General features: G+C 74.5%; 16 protein-coding genes. 6 read left to right on the forward strand and 10 right to left on the reverse strand.

The features are described from left to right. Positions 1–542: 542 nt before the first annotated feature. The 10 genes from WME83_RS29295 to WME83_RS29340 all read right to left on the reverse strand — a co-directional run bounded on the left by WME83_RS29295 (position 543) and on the right by WME83_RS29340 (position 15838). Positions 543–1367, reverse strand: coding sequence for a hypothetical protein (locus tag WME83_RS29295; protein ID WP_437312995.1), 825 nt, complete (start codon positions 1365–1367; stop codon positions 543–545). A gap of 414 nt (positions 1368–1781) precedes the next feature. Continuing rightward, positions 1782–5702 (reverse strand): serine/threonine-protein kinase, encoded by a 3921-nt coding sequence (locus tag WME83_RS29300; RefSeq protein WP_437312996.1) that lies wholly within the window; start codon positions 5700–5702, stop codon positions 1782–1784. Between the two features lie 357 nt (positions 5703–6059). After that, positions 6060–7238, reverse strand: coding sequence for a LamG domain-containing protein (locus WME83_RS29305; RefSeq protein WP_437312997.1), 1179 nt, complete (start codon positions 7236–7238; stop codon positions 6060–6062). Positions 7239–7380: 142 nt separating this feature from the next. Continuing rightward, a complete protein-coding gene (locus WME83_RS29310; protein WP_437312998.1) occupies positions 7381–8313 on the reverse strand; it encodes a hypothetical protein in 933 nt (310 codons plus the stop codon). A gap of 100 nt (positions 8314–8413) precedes the next feature. Further along, a complete protein-coding gene (locus WME83_RS29315) occupies positions 8414–9412 on the reverse strand; it encodes a LamG domain-containing protein (RefSeq protein WP_437312999.1) in 999 nt (332 codons plus the stop codon). A 150-nt stretch (positions 9413–9562) separates the two neighbouring features. Then, positions 9563–10543 carry an arabinan endo-1,5-alpha-L-arabinosidase gene (locus WME83_RS29320; protein WP_437313000.1) on the reverse strand — a complete coding sequence of 327 codons (981 nt, stop codon included), beginning with the start codon at positions 10541–10543 and terminating at the stop codon, positions 9563–9565. A gap of 314 nt (positions 10544–10857) precedes the next feature. Continuing rightward, positions 10858–12516, reverse strand: coding sequence for a protein kinase domain-containing protein (locus WME83_RS29325; protein ID WP_437313001.1), 1659 nt, complete (start codon positions 12514–12516; stop codon positions 10858–10860). A gap of 226 nt (positions 12517–12742) precedes the next feature. Then, complete coding sequence (locus WME83_RS29330) at positions 12743–13954, reverse strand: hypothetical protein (RefSeq protein ID WP_437313002.1); 1212 nt, start codon at positions 13952–13954, stop codon at positions 12743–12745. Further along, positions 13944–15176: a FecR domain-containing protein gene (locus WME83_RS29335; protein WP_437313003.1), complete on the reverse strand. Its 1233-nt coding sequence runs from the start codon at positions 15174–15176 to the stop codon at positions 13944–13946. The genes WME83_RS29330 and WME83_RS29335 overlap by 11 nt, the downstream gene beginning before the upstream one ends. After that, positions 15164–15838: an RNA polymerase sigma factor gene (locus WME83_RS29340; protein ID WP_437313004.1), complete on the reverse strand. Its 675-nt coding sequence runs from the start codon at positions 15836–15838 to the stop codon at positions 15164–15166. Before WME83_RS29340 ends, WME83_RS29335 begins: the two co-directional genes overlap by 13 nt. A 196-nt stretch (positions 15839–16034) precedes the next feature. Between WME83_RS29340 and WME83_RS29345 the strand changes: the two genes are divergently transcribed. Genes WME83_RS29345 through WME83_RS29370 form a run of 6 tightly spaced genes read left to right on the forward strand, consistent with a single transcriptional unit; the run spans position 16035 to position 22760 of the window. Next, the gene (locus WME83_RS29345) at positions 16035–17213 is read left to right on the forward strand and encodes a hypothetical protein (RefSeq protein WP_437313005.1); all 1179 of its coding nucleotides are present in this window, start codon (positions 16035–16037) and stop codon (positions 17211–17213) included. Then, positions 17179–18828, forward strand: a complete 1650-nt coding sequence (locus WME83_RS29350; protein WP_437313006.1) for a glycosyltransferase family 2 protein — start codon at positions 17179–17181, stop codon at positions 18826–18828. The genes WME83_RS29345 and WME83_RS29350 overlap by 35 nt, the downstream gene beginning before the upstream one ends. Continuing rightward, the gene (locus tag WME83_RS29355) at positions 18825–19991 is read left to right on the forward strand and encodes a glycoside hydrolase family 26 protein (RefSeq protein ID WP_437313007.1); all 1167 of its coding nucleotides are present in this window, start codon (positions 18825–18827) and stop codon (positions 19989–19991) included. Before WME83_RS29350 ends, WME83_RS29355 begins: the two co-directional genes overlap by 4 nt. Next, a complete protein-coding gene (gene rfbF / locus WME83_RS29360; protein WP_437313008.1) occupies positions 19988–20761 on the forward strand; it encodes a glucose-1-phosphate cytidylyltransferase in 774 nt (257 codons plus the stop codon). Before WME83_RS29355 ends, rfbF begins: the two co-directional genes overlap by 4 nt. Further along, on the forward strand, positions 20758–21825 hold the full coding sequence (gene rfbG, locus WME83_RS29365) for a CDP-glucose 4,6-dehydratase (RefSeq protein WP_437313009.1): 1068 nt from the start codon (positions 20758–20760) through the stop codon (positions 21823–21825). Before rfbF ends, rfbG begins: the two co-directional genes overlap by 4 nt. After that, positions 21822–22760 (forward strand): NAD-dependent epimerase/dehydratase family protein, encoded by a 939-nt coding sequence (locus WME83_RS29370; protein ID WP_437313010.1) that lies wholly within the window; start codon positions 21822–21824, stop codon positions 22758–22760. Before rfbG ends, WME83_RS29370 begins: the two co-directional genes overlap by 4 nt. The last annotated feature ends 150 nt before the right edge of the window (positions 22761–22910 follow it).

Here is a 22910-nt window from a genome sequence, read left to right on the forward strand (position 1 = left end):
CGGTTCCGACCCCGCCGATGCACTCTGCCTTGCGCTGCGGAGGGCTTCCGACCCCGGCCGAGCGCTCTGCTTTGCGCTTCGGAGGGGTCCGGACCCCCCGTCTGGCACAAGATCACGCGGTTTTGCGGGGATTTTGGCACAGAATTTCGGTTTAAAGTGCGTTTTCTGGCACAATCCTGCCCAGAAAGACGCTCCGTGCAGCGATCTCGAGGGGTCCGGACCCCGGTGTGTCGCAATGCATTGCGTTTGTGCCGGTGCCGGACCCCCCTCCCCTGGCACATGCCATGGCGGCTTGGCACAGATCGCACGAGGCGTGGGGAGCTCGCTCTGCCACGAGCGCGGCTCGCCCCGTCACGAGGCGCTGCGCGCTCGCGACGGGCAGAGGAGCACGGGACCGGGCGCCGGGATGCTCGCCGCGCCGCGCCGGAGGCCGCCATCGGCGGATGCCGGGGGCATGATCTCCGGGCGGGCGGTGATGGGTGGAGGACGAATCGGCGGGAGATCGGAGCGCCGCCAGCGGGCGCGCGCGGCGCAAGCGCGCCTCAGAGGTCGGCGGGCACCGGCGCGGCGGTCGGCGCGTCGGCCGGAGGCGGCGCTGTCGCCTCGTCCTCGGGCTTGCCGCTCTTCCGCGCCGCGCCCCGGCCGCTCGGCCCGACGCTCCAGCCCGCGAGCGGCGCGAGCAGCTTGTCGGCGAGCTCCTGCGTCTCCGGCTCGTCCGGCTCGACAGCGCCCATCACCTTGATCACGTACGCGCGCAGCGCCTCGGTGAAGGCGTCGAGCGCCTCGCGCACGCTCGGCGGCGCCGCCGCGGCCGCGGCCGCGGCCGCGGGCGCCGTGACGCCGAGCGCCTTGCCGTACGCGGCGTGCGCGGCCTCGAGGGCGGCGAGGAAGCGCTTGCCGCCGAGCGCCTCGATGCGCGCGTCGAGGCCGTTCTTGCGGATCCGCTGCAACCGGAGCTCGCTCTCGGACCATTCCAGGAGGTACGTGAGCTGAAGGAACTTGAGGCCTCCGGTGAAGATCGCCGCCTTGAGCGAGCTCGCCTCCGCGGCCTCGGGCGCGCCCGGGGGCAGCTTGGTGAACGCGGTCAGGAAGTCGTGGAGACCGCTCCAGCACCCGTCGAGGACACGGTCGCACTGGACCGTATCCTCGCTCGCCTCCCCTCCCTCGGAGAGCGACACCTGATCGCGCAGCGCCGACGCGAGCTCGGCGTGGCTCGACGAGAGCGCGACGAGCGCCCGCGCGATACCCTTCGCGAGCTGCCTCTTCACGGGCTTCGCCACCGTGACGAGCTGCTCGCCGAGCGCCATGGCCCCGACCGCGGTGAACCGGGGGACCTGGACAACTTCAGAAGCGGTGTATTTGCTCATGAGATCACCCTCGTCCGTGCAGGAGCGCGGGATTGCGCTGCAATGCCGGACGGGCCGGCTTCCTCTATTCATGATGCGAAGAGAGGTGTCCAGAGCGAAGTGGAGGAGAAGATGGGTTATAGAAGAAGCTCAGGTGTCGAATTCCTGCCGTGCGCGGGGGCGCGCGGGGAACGCGCGGGGAAAGAGATGGGTTAGAAGGATGAGGGATGTTGAGGAGATAGCTGGGCTGGCACCGAGCTGGCCAGGAGGGGAGCAGGAGGCGCGCTGTCCGGCCTGGAGAGGGCCCGTCGGAAGATTGCTTTCGTCGGGGGCGACGTTCTGGGGAGGGTGCTCGCGCCTGCTCGACGCGCGGACCGACCGGGCGGCGGTGAGGTCTGCGGCTGCCGAGCAGCTTATCCATCCATCGACAGAGCGTCACCCCAGCCAGGCCTGGGCGAGCTCTAGAAGTCGCACGTGGGCGGGCACGGCCTCGAGGAAGCCGCGCCGGAGATCAGGATCCGGGATCTCGTCCGCCTGTTCGAGCAGCCTGTCGCGCGTCGGCGCCAGGATCGCCCGCGCTTCGTCCTTGGCCCCCGCGGCGTGGAGCGCTTCGACGTGGACGAGCGCCGCGTCCAGGTTCACGTGCTGCCTCCCGTAGGTGCGAGCGCACGTCGAGGCAGCGTCCCGCGCGATCGCGGCCGCCTCGGCGGCCCGGCCCTGCGCGAGCCGGATCCGGGCGAGCTCCGAGAGGGCCCACGTACCGTCCATCGCGCTCGTCTTGGCCCGCTCGACCCCCTCGATGGCCTCGCGCTCTGCCGCGGCGATATCGCCGAGACCGCAGAGGACCCTCGCGAGCAGCACGTGGACCTCCGCTCCGAGGCCCGGCCCGGCCAGCGTCTTCAGCTCGCGGAGATCCGCGAGCGCCTCGCGGTGCGCGCCGCGCGAAGCGCGCATCGACGCGCGCAGCAGGAGGGCGAACTGGCCGCCGATGCTCCCCGGGGGGACGCCTTCGCGCAAGAGGGAGCGAAACATCTCCTCGGCGCCGTCATAGGCGCCGAGGCTGCCGTAGGACGCGGCCCTGTACGTGCGCATGATCTCCGCGTGCGGGCGGTCTCCCGCCGCCTCGAACGCAGCGAAGGCTTTCCCCTGAAGCGTGTACGTCTCCCAAGGGGCCAGGCGCCGCAGGCCAGCCTCCCACGCCATGGCGAAGAAGCGCCAGCCGGACACCGCCGGATCTCGGCCGCCGAGCGCGTCGTCGAGCTGCCCGAGACGCCTGAGATACGCGTCGGATCGGTCGAGCTGCGCCATGCGCATCAGCAGGATCGAGTATCCATAGAAGAGCATGCAGGCAAACGAGGCGGCCGCCTCCGGATCGGGCTCGACGGCGAGGAGCTCGTCGCCATGCAGCAGGTCGAACGCCTCGACCGGACGGTCCAGCATCCGCGAGGTCATGAGGTATCCAGCGGTCGCGTGGCAGAAGACCCGGCTACCCGGCCGGGAGAGGCGCCGCGCCTCGTCGATGAGGGCGACCGAGCCCTCGAGGTCGCCCGACCAGACCGTCGCCTCGCCTTGCGTCGTGCGCAGGGCCGCGAGGAGCTCGCCCTCGGCGCCGCAGCGCACGCCGCGCTCGGCGAGGCGGATGGCTCCGGGGGGATCGCCGCCGCGCAGCAGGCGCTCGGCCGCCTGCGCATAGCAAGCGGCGGCGCGGGCGCGCTCACCGCCGCGCTCCAGGTGCTCGGCGAGCACCGCCGGATCGGTCTCGCCGGCCTCCTCCAGCCACGCCGCCGCAAGCCTGTGCCCGCGCCCGCGGTCCGCGTCGGTCAGGGTCGCATACGCGCCCTCGCGCAGCAGCGCGTGGCGGAACGCGAGCTCCTCCTCGCCCGGGAAGCGGCTCTGATCGCGGCGCACGAGCAGCTCCTGATCCACGAGCAGCGCCAGCGCCGAGGCCGAATGCCCGCCGGCCGGATCGCCGCCGAGCACCCTGCGCACCCCGCCCCACCAGAACACTTCTCCGAACAGGCTGGCGGCGCGCAGCACCCGCCGCGCCGTCGGGTCGAGCGCCGCGAGCCGGGCCTGCACCATGGCCAGCACCGTCTCGGGGAGCACCTCGCCCCGCCCCTCGGCCACGGCCCGGATCAGCTCCTCCAGATAGAACGCATTGCCGGCGGCGCGCTCGACGAGCGCGGCGACCTGCGCCGCGCTCGCGGCGCCGCCCAGCGCATGCCGGACGAGGCGCTCGGCGGCGCGAGGCGTCAGCGTGCCGAGCCGCATCTCTTGCGCGCCGCGCTCGGCCCAGAGCCGAGGGAAGCGCTCGTGCACATCGGGGCGCGCCAGCGCGAACACGAAGAGCGGCCGGTCCGCGAGCCGTCCGAGCGCCTGGTCGACGAGGCGCACCGAGGGGGCGTCGCCCCAGTGCAGGTCCTCCATCACCAGGCAGAGCGGCCGGGTCTCGACCTCGGCGGCCACGAAGTCCACGAACGCCCGCCCGATCTGCTCGCCCATGAGGAGCGCGCTCTGGCGGGCGGCGCGGAGCGGCGGGCTCTCGTCGTCCGGAAAGGGAGCGCCCGCGATCTCGCCGAGGAACGCCGCGACGCGGCGCTGCTCCGGCCCGGCCACGCGCCGCGCGACCCGCGCCGCGAGCAGCGCCCTCCGCTCGGGCAGCGGCGCTCCCGCCGGCGCGCCGGCCGCGCCACGAACGGCCGAGCCGAGCACGCCGAAGGGGGCTCCGTCGCCGACCACGTCGCCGCGGCCGATCCAGATCTCCATGTCCGGCCTGAGCGCGCGGAGGCGCTGGAGCGCCTCGTGGCGCAGCCGCGATTTGCCGATGCCCGGGGGGCCGGTGACGACCACCGCGCGGGCGAGGCCCTCTGCAGCGCACTCCTCGAAGAGGTCGAGGATCGTCCGGAGCTCGCGGTCGCGGCCGACGCATGGGCTCGGGTGGCCGAGCAGGGGGCGCGCGCCCTCGCCGATCTCGCGCTCTCCCAGGAGCTCCCAGCCGGCGGGGCCGCGCGCCACCTCGAAGCGCGGGTCGAGCAGCGACCGGGTGGCATCGTCGAGGTGGGCGGCGCCCGCCGCGGGCGGCCCGCCGGCGAGCAGGGTGGCGGCGCCATCGAGCAGCGTGCCCACCGGCAGCCGGCCGCTGATCTCGAGGGGGCCCGTGGCGACCGCGATGCTGCCGGCCCTGGCCTCCTGCCGCTCCTGCGTCCCGGCGAGCAGCGGGCCGAGCAGGAGGGCGCAGCGCGCCGCGCGCGCCGCCTGGTCGGTCGCGCTCCCGGCCCCCTGCAGGGTCAGGAGCATCGCCCCGTTCGCCAGCGGATCGAGGCGGGCCCCGAGGTGAAGGAGCGCGGCCTGGATCCGCGCGCGCAGATCGGCGGAGCGGCGCGCGGGCGGGGTGTCGTCGAGCGTCAGGTCCGAGCTTGCCCCGGGCATGGCGACGACGACCGAGAGCACGCGCTGCTCGCCGCCGGTGATGGGCCCGTCGGCGGCGCGCCGGGTGATCGCCTCGCTGAGGGCCGGCGGCGCTGCTGGGCCTGTCCCGAGCTCCCCGAGGGCCCGGAGGGCGGCCGCCGCTTCGGCCGCGCCTCCGGGCCGCGTCGCTGGATCCTTGGCGAGCATGCGCGCGATCAGGGCATCGAGCGCGGGCGGCACGTCGCCCCGGAGCTCGCGGACGCGCGGCACCTCGGCGAGCAGCAGCTGTGCGAGCACCGCCATCGGGTGCCGGCCCATGAACGCGGGCCGCCCCGTGAGGCACTCGAAGAGCACGGCGCCGAGCGCGAAGACGTCGGAGCGCGCGTCCGCCTGCTCCCCCGTGGCCTGCTCCGGGGCCATGTACCCCGGCGTCCCGAGGATCGCGCCCGACTGGGTGAACACGCGCGTCGCGCCGCTGAGGCGCGCGATGCCGAAGTCGAGCAGCTTGATCGTTCGCGGGTCGCCGCCGACGAGGAAGAGGTTGGCCGGCTTGATGTCGCGGTGGACGACGCCGCGCGCGTGCGCGGCGGCGAGCGCCTCGGCCGCCGCGATCACGGCCGCGACGCTCTCGCCGACGCTGAGGCCGGCGCGGCCGAGCCGCTCCCCGAGGTCCTCGCCCTCGAGCCACTCCATGGCGAGCCAGCGCTGCCCGACAGCGGTCACGCCGTGCGCGATGAAGCGGACAATCCCGGGGTGCTCGAGCTCGGCGAGGATCCGGGCCTCGTGGGCGAAGCGAGCGTCGCCGCGGGGGTGGGGCTCGGTGAGGAGCTTGAGCGCGACCGGAGCGTCCTGCGCGCGGTCGAGGGCCCTGTACACGGTCCCCATGCCGCCGGCCCCAGCCAATCGCTCGATAACGAAGCGGTTCGCGAGCACTTCGCCGGGTTTCACGGCGGCAGTATGCCCGAACGTCGCGACGAGCGGGAGAGAGTCGCCCCGGGGCCGGGGCGGCGTACGCAACGGATTGCCGGAGCGCGCCGGTGGCTTTCGAGGAGTCGGGAACAGCGCGCAAGCGCCTACCGGATGACTTCAGAAACGATATATCGATGCGTGAGATCACGCTCGCCTGTGGCAGGAGCGCGGGGTTGAGCTGGAACTCCAGAAGGGTCAGCGTCCGCGCTCCATGAAGTGAAGATGGACGCCCAGAGCGGAACGGGGCGGAGATGATCAAACCTTGCTGTGTCGCAGAGAGCGCAGGCCCCCTCCGCGAAGCTCCCGACAGATTCGACCCCCCTCGCGCCCCCTCTCCTACGGCGCGGCGAGCGCCGCGATCTCCTCGGCCGAGAGCGCGCCGTCGTAGATCCGGAAGTCGTCGATATACGCCTTGAGCAAGGCGTCCGGGAACTGCGACTTGCCGATGTAGTTGCTCGCCGTGGGCGCGATCCGCGACGGCGTGACGTCGTGCGGAGGCGCCGGCGTGGTCGATGCGACGGAGACACCGTCGACCCACAGCTGGTACGTGCCGCTCGAGATCGTGACCGCCACGTGCTTCCAGACATCGACGGTCAGCGGGTTCGCGACCCGGACGATCGCCTCGTTACCCACCGTGTCGACCTGCGTGTAGACCGAGAGGCGCAAGGCCCCGGTGTCGTCGAGCGGGGTGAGGAACATGAACCCGTTGCCGCCGAAATCGAAGATGCGAGACCAGATGTCGATCCTCTTCAGCTGGACCCAGGTCGCGATGGTGACATCGTCGAGCTCGTCGGTGAGCCCGTCGGGGAGATCGACGTGGGGGTCGGCGCCCTGCAGGTTGAGCGCGCCGCCGATGCGCCCCTCCGCGAGCCATCCGGCGCTCCCGACGAGCGTGGCGTCATTCCCGTTGCCCGACGCGTCGTGGGCCACGAGGCCGCTCTCCTCGTCGAACGTGTAGTGCACGACGAGCCTCGGCCCCGGCCCGGCGCCGCCGCTGCCGCCCGCGCCACCGTCGCCGCCAGCTCCGCCGTCTCCACCCGCACCGCCGGTGCCGATCGCACCGCCGTCCCCACCCGTGCCGCCGGTGCCGGTCGCGCCGCCGTCCCCACCCGCGCCGCCGGTGCCGGTCGCTCCGCCGTCTCCACCCGCGCCGCCGGTGCCGGTCGCTCCGCCGTCTCCACCCGCGCCGCCGGTGCCGGTCGCGCCGCCGTCCCCACCCGCGCCGCCGCTGCCGGTCGCGCCGCCGTCTCCACCCGCGCCGCCGCCGCCCGCGGCGCCGCTGCCGCCATCGCCGCCCGCGCCCCCCGTGCCCGTCGCGCCCCCACCCTCGCCCCCGGAGCCGCTCGTCGTCGAGCCTCCACCCGACGTCGTCGTCGTCGTCGACGTCGTCCCGCTGCCGCCGCCCCCCGCGTTGTCATCGCTGCTCGAGCCGCATCCGCCAGCCGCCGTTCCCAGCATCGCGGCCGTGAGCAACGCAGCCCTGAGACCACCCGACAAGATCGATGTCTCTCTCATCGCATCCTCCAATAAGGCCAATACCCCGAGCATCCGGGAACGCTCCGGCGGTGCTCGACGGGGTTGTTGGGGTTCTGCACATCGCGACGGCGATGACGGCCGTCGTCAAGAATCAAGCATCCGGTCGAGAGATGAAATCACCTCACATACCGCGGAGCAACACCGAACCCACCACGCCGGTCCGGCTCGGCTCCACCGACACGGCGATCGGCCGCTCCTTCGTGGGGCGCAGCAGATACGTCAACGCCGCGCCCGCGAGCGCCGCTGCGCCTACACCGAGAGAGATGTCGGCGATCAGGTACCGCGTGCGCACGGCGTCCAGATCGCTGTCGGCGCAGCTCGGACTGCACGTCTTCTCCAGGTGGTCCCGCTCGGACCGACCCATGAGCCCCCACACCGCAAAGCTCGCCCCGCCCGCGACCCCCAGGCCCGCCAGCACGTAGGTGAGCGCCGGCACCGGACGGTAGGTCTCCGTGACGCTGGCCTGCGCCGGCGGGACCCGCGCCTCCGCGACGGGCTCGAGCGCGACGTTCAGCTGCTGGAAGCGCTGCCCCTCGAAGAGGATGAGCTCCTTGGACACCGGCTTGTGCCCGGCGAGCTCGACACGGTAGGTGTGCTTCCCGGGATCGAGCTTGAGCGGCGCGCCGCTCGACGACAGCTCGACCGGCTGGCCGTCGACCAGGATCGTCGAGCCGGTGACCTGCTCGCCGCCGCTCGTCACGTTGAACACGACCGACGGCGTCGCCCGCTCGATCTCGTCGACCCACGCCCCGCAATCGCGGAGGACCGGAGCCGGGCAGTCCGACCGCGCGCAGCCCTTCAGCGCGCGCCCCGCCTCGAGCAGCTGGTGCTCCTTCCGGAGCCGCTGCACCTCGGCGTGCGCGGCGACACATTGCGTGACCCCGGAGGCCGCTCCCGCCGCCGGCGCGGCAGGCGCGTCCGCCGGCGCCGCAGGCTCGTCCGCCGAGGCCGAGAGCGGCCAGAGCGCGGTCGCCGCCAGCGCGAGCGCCGCCCACCCGCCGCGCCCCGTTCCGAAAGGCTTCCCCCGTCGCAGCATCCCTGTCTCTCCAGCCATCACGCCGAGCTCCTCGTGTCCAGCAGACTCGCACCCGACTGCCTGTCGAGCAAACTTCCGACCGCCCGCCGAGCGGGCCGACCGTGGCCGGGTCACCCGCTCATTGCGCCGCGAGGGCCGCCACCTCGGCCGCCGAGAGCGCGCGATCGTAGATCCTGAAATCGTCCACGCTCCCGATGAGGTAGGGATCGACCGCGAACTGAGAGCGGCCGATGAAATTCTGCGTCGTGTTCCCCAGATCCGAGGGCCGGGTGACGATCTTATCGCTGCTCGTCACCTCGACCCCGTCGATGTACATCGACGAGCGGCTCGGGTTGTAGCTCAGCGTCACCGCGAGGTGCGTCCACGTGTTGAGCGGCAAGCTTCCATTCATGGTGTATTCCTCGACGCCCGCAGGGGAGTTCAACGAGAGGCGGACGCCGGTCGGATTCGCCGCCTTCGGGCACACGTAGAGCCACGCCGCCTCTCCGGATCCGAAGTCGAAGATCCGCTGCCACCACTGCTGCTCGCCGAGCGAGATCCAGAAGGACACCGTGAGCTCGTTGAGCGTCTGCAAGACGCCGGGCGGGAGCTCCACGTATTCTTCCTCCCCCGAGAGGGACAGCGCATTGCCGATGTGCCCCTCCACCGACGTCCCCCCCAGGAGGGTCCCGTCGCGCATGCCGCCGGTGGCGTCCACCGCGATGCCCTCGTCGAGCGCGTCGAACGTGTAATGCAAGAAGAGCCCCGTCTCGAGGTCGATGAGCGGACCGCCCCCGTCGCCGCCCGCGCCCCCGCGGCCCCCGGCGCCGCCGTCGCCCCCCTCACCTCCGGCGCCCCCGACGCTGGCGGCGCCGCCGTCGCCGCCGATCCCCCCGGCGCCCCCGTCGCCGCCACCGCCGCCGGTGGCACCGGTGCCGTCGCGGCCTCCAGAACCGGCGCTGCTCTGGCTGGAGCTCTGCGTCGCCGAGCCGCCTCCGGCGCCCGTCGCGCCCCCTTGGAGGTAGGACAGGTCCTCGAGCGAACAAGCCCCGAGGCACAAGGGAGCGAGCGCCAGGAGCGCACGCGCCGCCGGACGAAGCGCCGCAGGGCCGGCCAGCACCCTTCCACGAGCTGCCATGTTCATGTCACCTCCCAACCACGATGGACGCCCCGCGGACGCCTGCGATGCCGCTGCCGTGGCCCGAGGACCACGACCCCCACGGGAACAGAGAAGAAAGGGCCGACTCCCCGCCTCGAACCGACGCATCGGCCACCCTTGCATGCCGGCTCACGGCCCGCCGGACTCCGGCCAGCCGTCGGCGCTCCAGCTCAGCTCGGCGACGCGAAGGGCGAACATGCCGTCCGCGTCGGCGTCGTACGAATGGTAGATATGATACCAGGACTCACCGGCCTGGAGCAAGCCGTTGCTGCCAGGCCCTCGCCACCTCGAGCTGCTCGTCAGCACGCGCGAGCCGCCGCCGCTCAGCATGCGATTCCCGAGCCTGTCCACGTAAGGACCGGCGAGCGCCCGCGACCGGCCGACCATGATCTTGTACGTGCTGCTCGCGCCGACGCAGCAGGTGTCGAACGAGGCGAACAGGTAATAATAATCGCCTCGCCGCACGACGAACGGCGCCTCGATCGCGGTGCTCGGCCGCGCGGCGATCGACGTGAGCGTCCCGTCGACGGGAGCGCCGGCGAGGTCGAGCTGCATCAGCTTGAGCCCCGACCAGAAGCTCCCGAACACGAGCCACGGCGTGCCCCGCTCGTCGATCACGACGCTCGGGTCGATGGCGTTGTAATCGGTGCCCTCGCTGCAGACGACGGCGCCGTGATCCAGCCAGCGGGTCTCCGGGGCGTCGAGCGAGCCCCTCGTCGCGTGGCCGATGCAGGAGCGGTTCGTCCCGAAGAACGACGCCGCGTAATACAGATGATAGAGCCCGCCCCAATGGGAGATGTCCGGGGCCCAGAGCGCGTCGACGTCACCCACCGCGCTCGCGACCCAGTCGGGATTGTCGCTGAACACCGAGCCGGCGGCGTCCCAGCGCACGAGGTCGGCCGAGGTCCGGATCGCGATCCCGGGGCCCGTGGAGAAGACGTAATAGCGATCCCCCGCCCGGATGATCGACGGGTCGTGCACTCCCTGGACGTCGCCGCTGAGGTCGAGCGCGACCGGACGCTCCGGCTCCCCGGGGCCACCGCCACTGCCTGCTCCGCCGGTGCCCGCGCCCGTGCTCGCTCCCCCGGAGCCGACTCCCGCGCTCGCCACCCCGGAGCCTCCGCCACGGCCTGTGTCCCCGGCGCCCGCTCCGCCATTGCCCGCGCCCCCGGAGCCCGCTCCGCCGGCGCCCGCCCCTCCGGTGCCTGCGGCGGTGCTCGTTCCGCCGGCGCCCGCCCCTCCGGCGCCCACGCCAGGTTCGGCGCCTCCGGTGCCCGCCGCGGCGCCGGACGCCACGCTCGCCGTCGCCGGCCCGCCGGCCCCGCCCTGGGCTCCGGTGTCGCCGCAGGCCCCACAGCCACCCATCACGGCCAGGGCCAGCGCGGAGAGCGCTCCCGTACCCGACGTGGTGTCGACACGCGATCTCACATGCACTCGACCTTGAATCGCTTGATCCCCTCGGCATCGATGGTGTACGGCGGGTCGCAATTCGCGCTGGGCGTGCTCGCCGGCGCAGCGGGCGTGGGCTTGTCCGCCGGCGCCGCGGCTGAATCCCCGCGCTCGGCCGGCTCCTTCGCCGGCGGCTCGGGCTGCTTCGCCGACGGCCTTGGCTGCTTCGCGAACCCCCTGGGCTGCTTCGCGGACCGGTCGGCCGGCTTCGCGGACGCCTCGGCCAGCGTCTCGGACAGCTCGGCCGGCGCGATGGTCGGCTCTGCCGACCCCGCCGACGGCTCGCCCGATCTCGCGGCCGCGGGCGCGGCGGCCGCCGCGACGACGCCGGAGCCCGACGGCGCCCCGGACGCCGGGACGACGGCGGGCGCGAGCGACGGCTGCGGCGACGCCGACAACGAAGCGGCGTCCAGGGACACAGGCGAGGAGCGCGGGGACCGGGTGGTGGCGGCCGCCAGGACGATGCCGCAGCCGATCCCCAGCACGGCCGTGGCGAGGAGCGAGCGGGACGCCCGCTTCAGCCACGGGCGCGGCGCCGGCTCCTGCCCGTCCGTGAGCTTCGTGTCCGAGCCCGTCATCGTGCCGTAGCCGGCGCGCGCGAGCGATTGATCGAGCGGCGGCGGCGACAGGGTGTCGACCGGCATGGACGCGCGCGCCGTCGCGCCCCGGCGCATCATCTCACGGCCGATGATGCGCTTCGTCTCCGCGCGCACGTCCTCGAACTCGCGCGAGACGAACCTGCCGATGTCGCGGTTCGTCACGGGGGCCATGCCCGCGACGAACGCCTCGAGATCGGCCTCGAGCTCCGCCGCGGTGGCATAACGCTGCTCCGGCGCGACCGAGAGGGCCTTGAGGATGATGCGCTCGAGCTCCTCGGGCACGTCGGGCTTGACGTCGCGCGGCCTCGGGAGCTCCCCGTTCAGCACGCGATGCATGATCGCGATGTCGGTCATGCCCTTCCACATCCGCTCGCCCGTCGCGGCCTCCCAGAGCATCACCCCCACCGCGTACAGATCCGCGCGCCGATCGATGGGGCCCCCCTCGATCTGCTCGGCCGGCATGTACCCGATCTTGCCCTTGATCACCCCCGTCGCCGTCTCGACGCTCCCGCCCGTGAGCTTGGCGATGCCGAAATCGATGAGCTTGACCTGGCCATCGTAGGTCACGAAGACGTTGTGCGGCGAGACGTCGCGGTGGACCACGTTGAGCGGCTCGCCGTCGAAGCCGGTGAGCTCGTGGGCGTAATGAAGGCCGCGGAGCGCGTCGATGATGATCCGGAGGTGCATCTCCAGCGGGAGCTTGGTGCGCGCCCGCGACCGGACGATCGAGAGCGACTGGCCCTCGAGGTACTCCATCACGATGGCGGCCCCCCGCGTCGTCTGGACGATCGCGCTCGTCTGGACGATGTTCGCGTGGTTCAAGCGCGCGGAGAACCGCGCCTCGTTGATGAACATCTCCCGCATCTCGAGGTTGTCCAGGAGGTCGGGCCTGAGAAACTTCAGGACGACGAGCTTGTCCACGCCCTCCGCGCCGCTCTGCACGGCAAGGAAGACCTGCGCAGTTCCCCCACGCCCGAGCTCGAGCAGGAGGTGATGCCCCGGGTCGGGCGGTGTGCTGGACGGCCCCACGTTCACTGGGCGATGATGGCACGAAAAAAACGAGCGCGACCAGAAGCTTTCAGGGGGATCCCGAGCCTTCTTCCGCAATGCACTGCATTGTGCCGCCTCCCGTGAGAAGACGCGGGTGCGATAGTGTCGCAGTGTTGTCGGGCCAGGAAGGCGCACACCCGAGCTCCGGCGTCCGCGCGGCGCGCGGGATCGGGCGCCGGGCCACGCATGCGCCGCACGGCGGCCCGAGCCCTCAGAGGCGCGCCTCGAGGGAGAGCGAGACGGCGAGGAGCAGGCGGCCATAGCGGGTGCCGTCGCCAGCGGGGATCGAGCTGCCGACATTGCGCTCGGGGTACGCGATATCGATGCTGGGAAGCGCGGCGCCGGCGAGGCCGCCGAGGCGAAAGCCCGCGTGATCATGGATGAACCAGCGCGCGGCCGCCTCGAGGTGCGGGACGGCCGCCCACGAGGTGCCGGAGGCGCCGACGAACACCGGCGACGCGACGGGCGTCTCGTAATGGAGGCGCAGCGCGGACACGCCAGCCCCGAGCGTCGCGAGGCCGTGCCCGCTCGCGAAGGAGAGCGCTCCGCCCGCCGTGACGCCGACGAGGGAGACGCCGTGCTCGATCCGCCCGCCGGGGACGTCCCAGGAGGTACCGCCGAGCGTCGTGGTCCCGCCCGCCGCGACGTACCAGCCGCGGAAGAGCGCGGTGCCGCCGATCGAGAGCGCCGGCGTCTCGGGGACGTCGCCGAAGGCGAAGAGCAGCGTCGGGCCGACCGAGGCGACAAGGCGCGCGCTCGGCCTCGCGCCGTCGGCTTGCCGGGAGAGCGCGGGGGAGCGCGACGCGGGCGCGCGGACCTCGGAGGGCGCGGGGGAGGTCGCCGTCGTGGTCGTCGCGGAGGCCGCCGGGCTGGCGGAGGCGCCGCTCGTGGGGCCGGCCTTCGAGGGCGGAGGGGCCTGGCTGGCGGCGGCGGCGCCGGTCGGAGGAGGAGCGGCGGGGGCGTCGCGGTGCAGGAGGCGGGCGCGGAGCAGCTCGACGGCGGCCAGGGCGAGGACCTCGGGGCCATCGCCGCGGCGCACGGAGACCTCGAGCTCGCCGCCGCCGTGCCGCGCGGCGAGGGCGATCGTCGCGCGCCTGCGGGCGACGACGACGCGCGCGTCGGCGCCCTCGCGCGCGTCGGCGCCCTCGCGCGCGTCGGCCTCCCCGGGGCCGGCGGTGGTGATGCGCACGCCGAGCGCGCGGAGCTCGTCGCGAACCCGCTGGAACGTCGCGTCCGCCGGGTCGCCGGAGAGGGCCACCGTGGCCCGCGCGGGCGCGCTGGCGCTGGCGAGGGCTCCCTCCGCGGCCGGCGGGGGCGCCGCGCGCGCGACGCCGAGGACGGCCGGCAGCGCGCCGAGCATCGCCGCGAGGCGGAGGCCGGCGCGGGCGGCGGCGCGGCGCGCGGGGTGGAGCTCAGGGCGCATCCGCGATCGAGCGCGCGAGGGGCGCGTAGGCGCCGCGGGGGTACTCGGCGAGGTAGCGGAGCGCCGCGCGGCGCGCGGCCTCCCGATCGCGCCGCTGCTGGAGCTCGAGGCTGCGCCCGAGCGCCTGCTCGCGCAGGGCGCCGCCCGGCGCCTCGCGGAGGTAAGTGTCGAACCAGGACAGCGCGTCGCCGGGATCGCCGAGCTGATCGGCGGTGAGCTTGCCGAGGAGGAACGCCGAGTCGCCGCGCGCGCCGTGCCGCTGGCGCAGCGCGAGGAGCGCGGCGCGCGCGGCGTGCGGGCGGCCCGCGTAGCGGGCGGCGTCGGCGAGCAGCCGGAGCTCGTCGGGCGCGGCCCGCGCGAGCACGGCGTCGAGCCCCAGCCGCTCGACGGCCGCGAGCGCCTCCTCGTGGCGCCGCGCGCTCGCCAGCGCCTGCCAGCGCGGCGCGGCGTCCGTCGCGCCGGCCGCCGGCGCGGTGTCCGCCGCGCCGGGCGCCGGCGCGCGCGCGTCGCGATCCCCGGGCGGCGCCGCGACCGCCGCGGGCGCGCCGGACGCGGGGGCCGCGGCGGCGCCGCTCGGCGCGGGCTCGCTCGGCGCGGTGAGGTCGAGCCGATCGCCCGCCGAGAGCCGCGCCGTCCCGAGCTCCGGGCCCGTCACCTCGACGCTCCCCTCGGCGAGCGCGAGCGTGAAGCGCCGCGCCTCGGGGGCCCAGCGCGCCTCGAAGCGCGTCCCGGTCACGCGCACCGCGTAGGGCCCGGCGTGGACGACCCAGCGCGTGTCGCTGCGGTGGACGACGTGGAAGTCCGCGCCGCCCCGCTCCACGCGCAGCTCCGCGCCGCGCGCGTCGGTCGCGAGGACCTCCAGCGCGGACGCCGCGTCGAGCCGCACGGAGGTCCCCTCGGCGAAGGTGAAGGCGAGGGGCGCGTCGCGCGCCTCGACCCGCGCGCCCGCGCCCGGCGCAGACGCGGGCGCGGTGGCCGCGGCGGGGCCGCCCTCGGGCGCCCAGGCCGTGCGGAAGAGCGCGGCGCCGCCCGCCGCGAGCAGCACCGCGGCGGCCGCGGCGGCCCAGACGGCGGGGCGCGCCCGGCGCGGCCGGGCCTCGGCCTCGGCGGCGAAGAGCCGCGCGCGCGCCGCGGCGAGCGTCTCGCCCGGCCTGGCGCGCTGGTCGGACGTGCGGGCCACCTCGGCCCCGAGGGTCTCGATGCGTCGTGTCACGGGTTCCATCGGGTGCCCTCCTCGATCCAGGTCGCGAGCACGGGGTCTCGCCGGGCGGCGCTCACGAAGCGCGCCTCGGCCCGGGCGATCCGCCGCTTGATCGTCGCCAGCGACACGCCGCAGGCGGCCGCCGCCTCGGTGAGCTCCATGCCCTCGATGTAGCGCAGCGCGAAGGCGACGCGCTCGTCGAGCGGGAAGGACTCGAGCAGCCGGTAGGTCCGATCGTGGGCCTCCCGGAGCTCCGCGTCGGCGCCGCGCGCCGGGGGCTCGGGGATGTCCTCGGGCGAGAAGAAGCGCAGCCAGCTCCGGGCCTTGTGGTGGCGGATGCTCTTGCACGCGGTGTGGACCGCGACCGACCTCATCCACGACGTCAGCGCCGCCGCGTCGCTCAGCTGGTGAACGCTCGCGTAGGCGGACACGAAGGCGTCGTGGACGACGTCCGCGAAGGTCGTGTGCCGCTCGGTCCCGAGGACGCGGCGCGCGATGCGCTCGACGAGGGCGCCGTAGCGCTCGAAGAGGACCGCCTTGGCCCAGGGATCGCCGCGCTGGAGGCGGCGGAGCAGCTCGGCGTCGTCGCGCTCCACCGGCAGCGCGACGAGCTGCCCGCCGCCCGGCGAGGGGCCGGCGCGGCTCACGGCGTGCGGGAGCGGCGAGCGGGATCCGCTAGGCATGGCGGTCTCCGCGGCGGGAGGCGGCGAGGTCGCCGAGCCGAGGCTCGGCGCTGCGGGACGGGGCGGCTTGGATGCGGTCGGGCACAGCGCTGCACCAAAGGACCGGCAGGGGCCCGAGACGGCTCACGATCCTTTTCGTGCGCTCCGGTGAGCCGTCCGGCGGCGGAGGCGGCCCCTTGGGGGCGACCGGGACGCGATGTCCCGCTTCCTTGCCATGCGCCTCTCGTCCTTCGTTCCCTGCTTCCTTGTCGCCGCCGCCCTCGCGGGCGCGGGCGCCGCCGGCGCCACGCCGCGCCCGCTGCCCGGCGACTGGCGTTACGTCGCCGAGGCGCAGGAGCGGCTTGCCATCGCCGATTACGCGGCGGCGGAGGCCCTCCTCGCGCGGGTCCCCGCGCAGAGCGAGGCGGCGCGCGACGCCGGCATCCTGCGCGCCCAGCTCGACGCGGCGCTCGCCCCGCGCCTCGAGCTCGAGACCCGCGCCTTCTTCGACACGCAGCCGCTCGATCGCTGGTCGCAGAGCGCCGGGGTGTCGCTCTGGCCGGCGGCGAGCCTCCAGCTGCGGCTCCGCGCCATCGGCCTCTGGTACCCGCGCGCCCCGCGCGAGACGACGGAGCTCGGCAGCAGCGCGACACCGGCCTACGCGGTGGGCGGGCTCGTGGGGCTCCTCTTCCGCCCGGCCCGGGCCGACCTCGACGTCATCGCGACGGGCCTCGGGCGGATCTGGGCGGACGGCAGCGCGCAGCTGTCGGGGAGCGCCGAGATCGAGGGGCGGTGGCTGTCGCCCGTGCGGCTCCGCGCCTCGGCGCGCCGCGACGAGCTCCTCGACACCCACGCGGCGATCCGCGAGCACGTCTTCGTCACCGCGGCGGGCGGCGCGCTCGCCGTCGACGACTGGAACGGCTGGAGCGGAGAGCTCCGCGGCGAGGGGCGCTGGTACTCCGACAGCAACCGCGGCCTCACGGCCTACGGCTGGGCCGTGGCGCCGCTGCTGCGCGGCGCGCTGAGCCTCAAGGCCGGGTGGGGGGCGGCCTGGGCCGACACCTCGCGCTCGCGCTGGTCGCTCGCGGCGCAGGCCTACACGCCGTACTTCACCCCCCTCGGCGCGCGCCGCCACGGGCCCATCGTCGTCGCGGCGCTCTCGCTCGGCAAGCTCCGCGTCGACGCGAGCGGCGACGTCGCCGTGCAGGGGAGCGAGCTCGACCCGACCGCGCTCGCCTGGGGCGTCACCTCGCGCGTCGACGGCGCCTACGTCGACCTCCGCGCGGGGGCCTCGCTCGACCTCGGGGGCGCCCGCGTGGGCGTCACCTACCACCACAACCACCAACTCTATTACCGGTTCCATGACGCGGCGTTTCGTCTCGAGCTCCCGCTTTGATCCGGAGCTCTTCCGGTGGTCGTCGGCCGCGCCCGTGCGGCTCGTCGATCGCATGATCGTCTGGGCGATCGCGGCCTTCGGGCTCGCGGGGGTCGCCGGCTTCGCGAGCTTCTGGTTCCAGGAGCGCCACGTCGCCCACCTCCCGGCCTTCGTCGCGCTGTCGATCGCGGTCTGGTACGGCATCGGCCGCATCGTCCTCGCCTGGATCGGCTACCTCGCGGTGGACCGCGTCGAGCACCGCCCGGCGCCCGAAGGGCTCTCCGTCGCGGTCTTCACCACGGCCGCGCCGGGCGAGCCCATCGCGATGTTCGAGGCGACCCTCGCGGCGCTCGCCCGCGTCCGCTACCCGCACCGCACGTACCTCCTCGACGGCACGGGCGACCCGCGCTTCCGCGCGCTCGCCGAGCGGCACGGCGCGGTGTGGCTCGACTCGAGCGGCGTCCCGGGCGCCAAGGCCGGCAAGATCAACGCGGCCCTCGCGCGGACCACCGAGGACTTCGTCCTGGTCCTCGACCCGGACCACCTGCCGTTCCCGGAGTTCCTCGACCGCGTCCTCGGGCACTTCGACGACCCGCGCGTGGGCTTCGTGCAGGTCTCGCAGGGCTACTACAACCAGGCCGACTCCCCGATCGCCCGCGGCGCGGCCGAGCAGACCTACGGGTTCTACGGGCCGATGCAGCTCGGGCTCCACGGGCTCGGCTGCGCGGTCGCCATCGGCGCCAACTGCACCTTCCGCCGCGCCGCGCTCGCGTCCATCCGCGGGCACGCCGTGGGGCTCGCGGAGGACCTCATGACCTCCATCCGGCTGCACGCGGCGGGGTGGACGTCGGTCTACGTCCCGGAGATCGTCAGCCGCGGGCTCGTCCCCGACGACCTCGGCGGGTACTTCGGCCAGCAGCTCAAGTGGGCGACCGGCGCGGTCGACGCGCTCTTCGCCGAGGTCGTGCCGCGCTTCTTCCTGCTCAGCGCGCGCCAGCGGCTCTCCTACGTGGCCATCGGCACGTACTACCTCACGGGCCCCGCCACGCTGACCTACCTCGTCCTGACGCTCGTCGCGCTCTGGGGCGATCGCTGGCCCATGCACGCGGATCCGGCGGGGTTCGTCGCCGCGGGCGCCCCCATCGTCGCGGCCGCGGTCGCGCTCCACGTCTACGGGCAGCGGTGGTTCTGCGACCGCGCCACGGAGCGCGGCCTCCACTGGCGCGCCCTCCTCCTCAAGCTCGCCGCCTTTCCCATCTACACGCTCGGGGTGGTCCTGGCGGTCGTGAAGCGCCTCGTCCGCTACGTGCCCACGCCCAAGCGCGGGCTCGGCGGCCGGCTCCTGCCGCTCGCGTGGCCGCACCTCCTCGTCGTCGTTTCGTTCCTCGTCACGATCGGCGCGAGCCTCTGGCTCCGCACCTCCGCGCACGGGCTCGCCGAGCGCTGGAGCGACGCGGAGGCCTACTGGGCGATGGTCCTCTTCGGCGCGCTCGGGGCCGCGTCGATGAGCGGGGCGATCGCCTGGGCCGCGCGCCCGCCGCGCCGCGCGCCGGGCGTCGATCCCTGGGACCGGCTCCCCGCGCTCGAAGCCACGACCACCACGACCCCCACGACCCCCTTCGGAGGATCACGATGAAGCGCTCCCACCGCGTCGCCTTGACAGCCGCCGCCACGACCGGCGCCGCCCTCGCGGTGCTCTTCTCGACCTACGGGCGCGCGCCCGCCGAGACCTACCTCTCGTCGCTCTTCGGCACGGCGAGCGCCGCCGTGGCCACGGCGGATCTCTCCTGGACCGCCGGCCCCGAGCGCGACGCGCGGCTCGCCCGCCTCTCCGCGGAGCTCGCGTCGCGGAAGCTGGACGACCTCCGCGCCCCGGCGCGCCTGCTCTACGGCGCGCACGACGGCGGGCTGCCGCGCGACGTCGGCGGGTACCTCGCGCTCGAGGAGGCGGTGGGCCAGACGCTCCTCCTCACGCAGATCTACGCGGCCTGGGGGGACGGCGCGGACCAGGCTTTCCCGAGCCGGGCGGCGCGGGCCATCTGGGCCGTGGGCTCGGTGCCGGTGATCACGTGGGAGCCCTGGCTCAGCGCGTTCCAGCACCTGGACGCGTCGCTCCGCCCGGCGGCGACGCGGGACCACGGCGGCCTCACCGACGTCGCCGACGGCAAGTACGACGCCTACGTCGACCGCTGGGCGCATGCGGCGGCGGAGCACGGGCACCCGATCCTCCTCCGCTTCGCGCACGAGATGAACGACGGCTACCGCTACCCGTGGGGGCCGGTGAACAACCCGAACCCGCAGGAGTTCATCCGCGCGTGGCGGCACGTCGTCGAGCGCTTCCGCGCCGCGGGGGCGGCGAACGTCCTCTGGGTGTGGTCGCCGAGCGTCTCGTACGAGAACTACTGGGAGTACTACCCGGGCAATGAGTGGACCGACTGGGTCGCGACGGGCGTCCTCAACTACGGGACCGCCGTCCGCTGGTCCAAGTGGGCCTCCTTCCAGGAGCTCTTCGCGCGCCACTACGAGCGCCTCGCGCCGCTCGGCAAGCCGCTGATGATCGCCGAGCTCGGCTCGCTCGCCGCCGGCGGGGACCGCGCCCGCTGGTACGAGGAGGCGCTGACGGGCTTCGCCGAGCGCCACCCCGCGGTGAAGGCGCTCTTGTTCTTCCACGTCGCGAGCGACGCGACCGTGACCCACGAGCCGCTCTCGTGGGCCTTTGCCGACGACCCCGCGGTCGCCGGCGCCGTGCGCCGCGCGCTCGCGGCACAGACCAGCCATGCACAGGAGGTTCAGCGATGAAGACCGTATTGCTCGCCGGCGGCCTCGGCACCCGGCTCAGCGAAGAGACCGCCGACAGGCCGAAGCCGATGGTCGAGATCGGGGGCCAGCCCATCCTCTGGCACATCATGCAGATGTACGCCGCGCACGGCTTCGACGACTTCGTCGTGGCCTGCGGCTACAAGGGCGACGTCATCAAGGACTGGTTCGCGGGGCTCCGGACGCGCCGCGCGGACTTCACGGTGGACCTGCGGAGCGGCGAGGTCGACGCGCTCGGCGTCCACTGCCCGAGCTGGCGGGTGACGCTCATCGACACGGGGCTCCACACCCAGACGGGCGGGCGCATCCGCCGGCTCGACCGCGTGCTCGGGCGGGAGCCGTTCATGGTCACCTACGGCGACGGGGTCGGGGACATCGACATCGCGAAGCTCGTCGCCTTCCACCGGTCCCACGGCAAGCTCGCGACGATCACCGCGGTCCGCCCGCCGGCGCGGTTCGGCGTCCTCGATCTCCGGGGCAGCGAGGTCGCGGCGTTCGCCGAGAAGCCGCAGGCCGAGGCGGGGTGGATCAACGGGGGCTTCTTCGTCTTCGAGCCCGGCGCCCTCGAGTACCTCGACTGCGACGACGCGACGCCCCTCGAGCGCGAGCCGCTCGAGCGGCTCGCCGCCCATGGGCAGCTCATGGCCTACCAGCACGAGGGCTTCTGGCAGCCGATGGATACCCTGCGCGACAAGCGCCTCCTCGAGCGGCTCTGGGACGAGGGGCGCGCGCCCTGGAGGACGTGGTCATGAGCGAGCACCTCGACTTCTACGCGGGCCGCCGCGTGTTCGTCACCGGGCACACGGGGTTCAAGGGCTCCTGGCTCACCGCGTGGCTGCGCCTGCTCGGCGCGCAGGTCACCGGGTACGCGCTCCCGCCGGAGGGCGCGCCGAGCCTCTTCGCCGACGCGCGGATCGGCGACGGGGTCACCTCGATCCTCGGCGACATCTGCGACGAGGAGCACCTCGCGCGGGCGATGGCCGAGGCCCGGCCGGAGATCGTGCTGCACCTCGCGGCGCAGGCGCTCGTCCGGCGATCGTACGCGCGGCCGCTGGAGACCTTCGCGACGAACGTCCTCGGGACGGCGCGCGTGCTCGAGGCGGCGCGGCGCCTGCCGTCGGTGCGGGTCGTCGTCGTGGTGACGACGGACAAGTGCTACGAGAACCACGAGTGGGTCTGGGGCTACCGCGAGACCGACGCCCTCGGCGGCCACGACACGTACAGCGCGAGCAAGGCCTGCGCCGAGCTCGTCGCCGCGGCCTACCGGCGGTCGTTCTACGGGCGCGAGGTGGCGCTCGCGACCGCGCGCGCCGGGAACGTCATCGGCGGCGGCGACTGGGCCGAGGACCGCATCGTGCCGGACATCGTCCGGAGCGTCGCCGCGGGCGAGCCCGCGCGCATCCGGCACCCGCGCGCCGTGCGCCCCTGGCAGCACGTCCTCGATCCGCTCTCGGGGTACCTCCTCCTCGCGCGCCGGCTCTGGGACGATCCGGCGGGGTACGGCGGCGCCTGGAACTTCGGCCCGGACGACGCCGAGCCGACGACGGTGCACCGGCTCGCGGAGGCCATCGTCCGCGAGCTCGGGCGGGGCTCGCTCGATCTGGCCGAGCCCTCGGACGGCGAGCGGCTCCACGAGGCGGGCGCGCTGCGCCTCGACTGCAGCAAGGCGCGGTCCCGGCTCGGCTGGCGTCCGCTCCTCGACACCGATCGCGCCATCCAGCTCACGAGCGCGTGGTACGCGCGCTACCTCGAGGATCGCGGGCGCGCGCGCTCCCTCGTCGAGGAGCAGCTCCGCTTCGCCACGGGGCTCGCGTGAGGCTCGGCAGGGCGGTGGTCACGGGCGCGACCGGCTTCATCGGCTCCGCGCTGGTCCGGCGGCTCCTCGCGGGCGGGTGCGAGGTCGTCGCGGCGGCGCCCGCGCGGCCTTCGGGGTGGGCGCGCCTCTCGCGCCCCTCGCCGGGCCCGCGTCTCCGGCAGCTCCCGCTCGAGCGCCTGACGCGGGACGCGCTCCTCGATGCGGTCGGCGACGCGCCGCCGGATGCGGTCTTCCACCTGGCGTCGGCCGGGGTGAACCCGAGGGAGCGCGCGCCGGACGCGCTCCTTGAGGGCAACGTGGGGGCGCTCGTCGCGACGCTGGAGGCCGCCGCCCGCTGGGGCGGGGCGCGCGTGGTCTTCACGGGCTCGTGCTCGGAGTACAGCGCGGTCGTCGAGGGGCAGCTCGTCGGCGAGGGCGCGCCGCGGGCGCCCGCCGACCTCTACGGCGTCGCCAAGGCCGCCGCTCACGACTACGGGCGCGCCGTGGCGCGGGCGCTCTCGGTGCCGCTCGTGACGCTCCGCCTCTTCGGCGTCTACGGCCCTGGCGAGGCGCCCCATCGCCTGATCCCGTACCTCGCGGCCCGGCTCCGCGCGCGGGAGCGCGTCGACCTCACCCCCGGCACGCAGCTCCGCGATCTCACCTTCGTGGACGACGTCGTGGAGGCGCTGCTGCTCGGCGCGACGACGGCGGGGCTCGAGCTCGGCGCGGCCTACAACGTCTGCTCGGGGCGCCCCACGAGCGTGCGCGAGGTCTGCCTCGAGGTCGCGCGGCAGCTCGGCGCGCCGGAGTCCCTCCTCGACTTCGGCGCCCGTCCGCCGCGCGCCGACGAGCTCCCGTGGCTCGTCGGCGATCCCGGCCGCTTCTGCGCCGCGACGAGCTGGCGACCGCGCATGCCGCTCTCCTCCGGCGTCGCCGCCGCGCTCGCCGCCTCGTGAGGGCGGTGGTCCGAACGGTCCCTGAAGGCGGGAAGGCGGGATCAACCGCCTTCCTGCGTTCCCGCCCTGATGCCACAGCGCCAGAGAGGCGCCTCACTGTCGGGCGCACTCCACCTACAGCGCCACCCTTGCTTGGAGTGCGGTGTCGGG

The organism is Sorangium sp. So ce385, from assembly GCF_051474135.1.
Lineage (GTDB): Bacteria > Myxococcota_A > Polyangia > Polyangiales > Polyangiaceae > Sorangium > Sorangium cellulosum_D.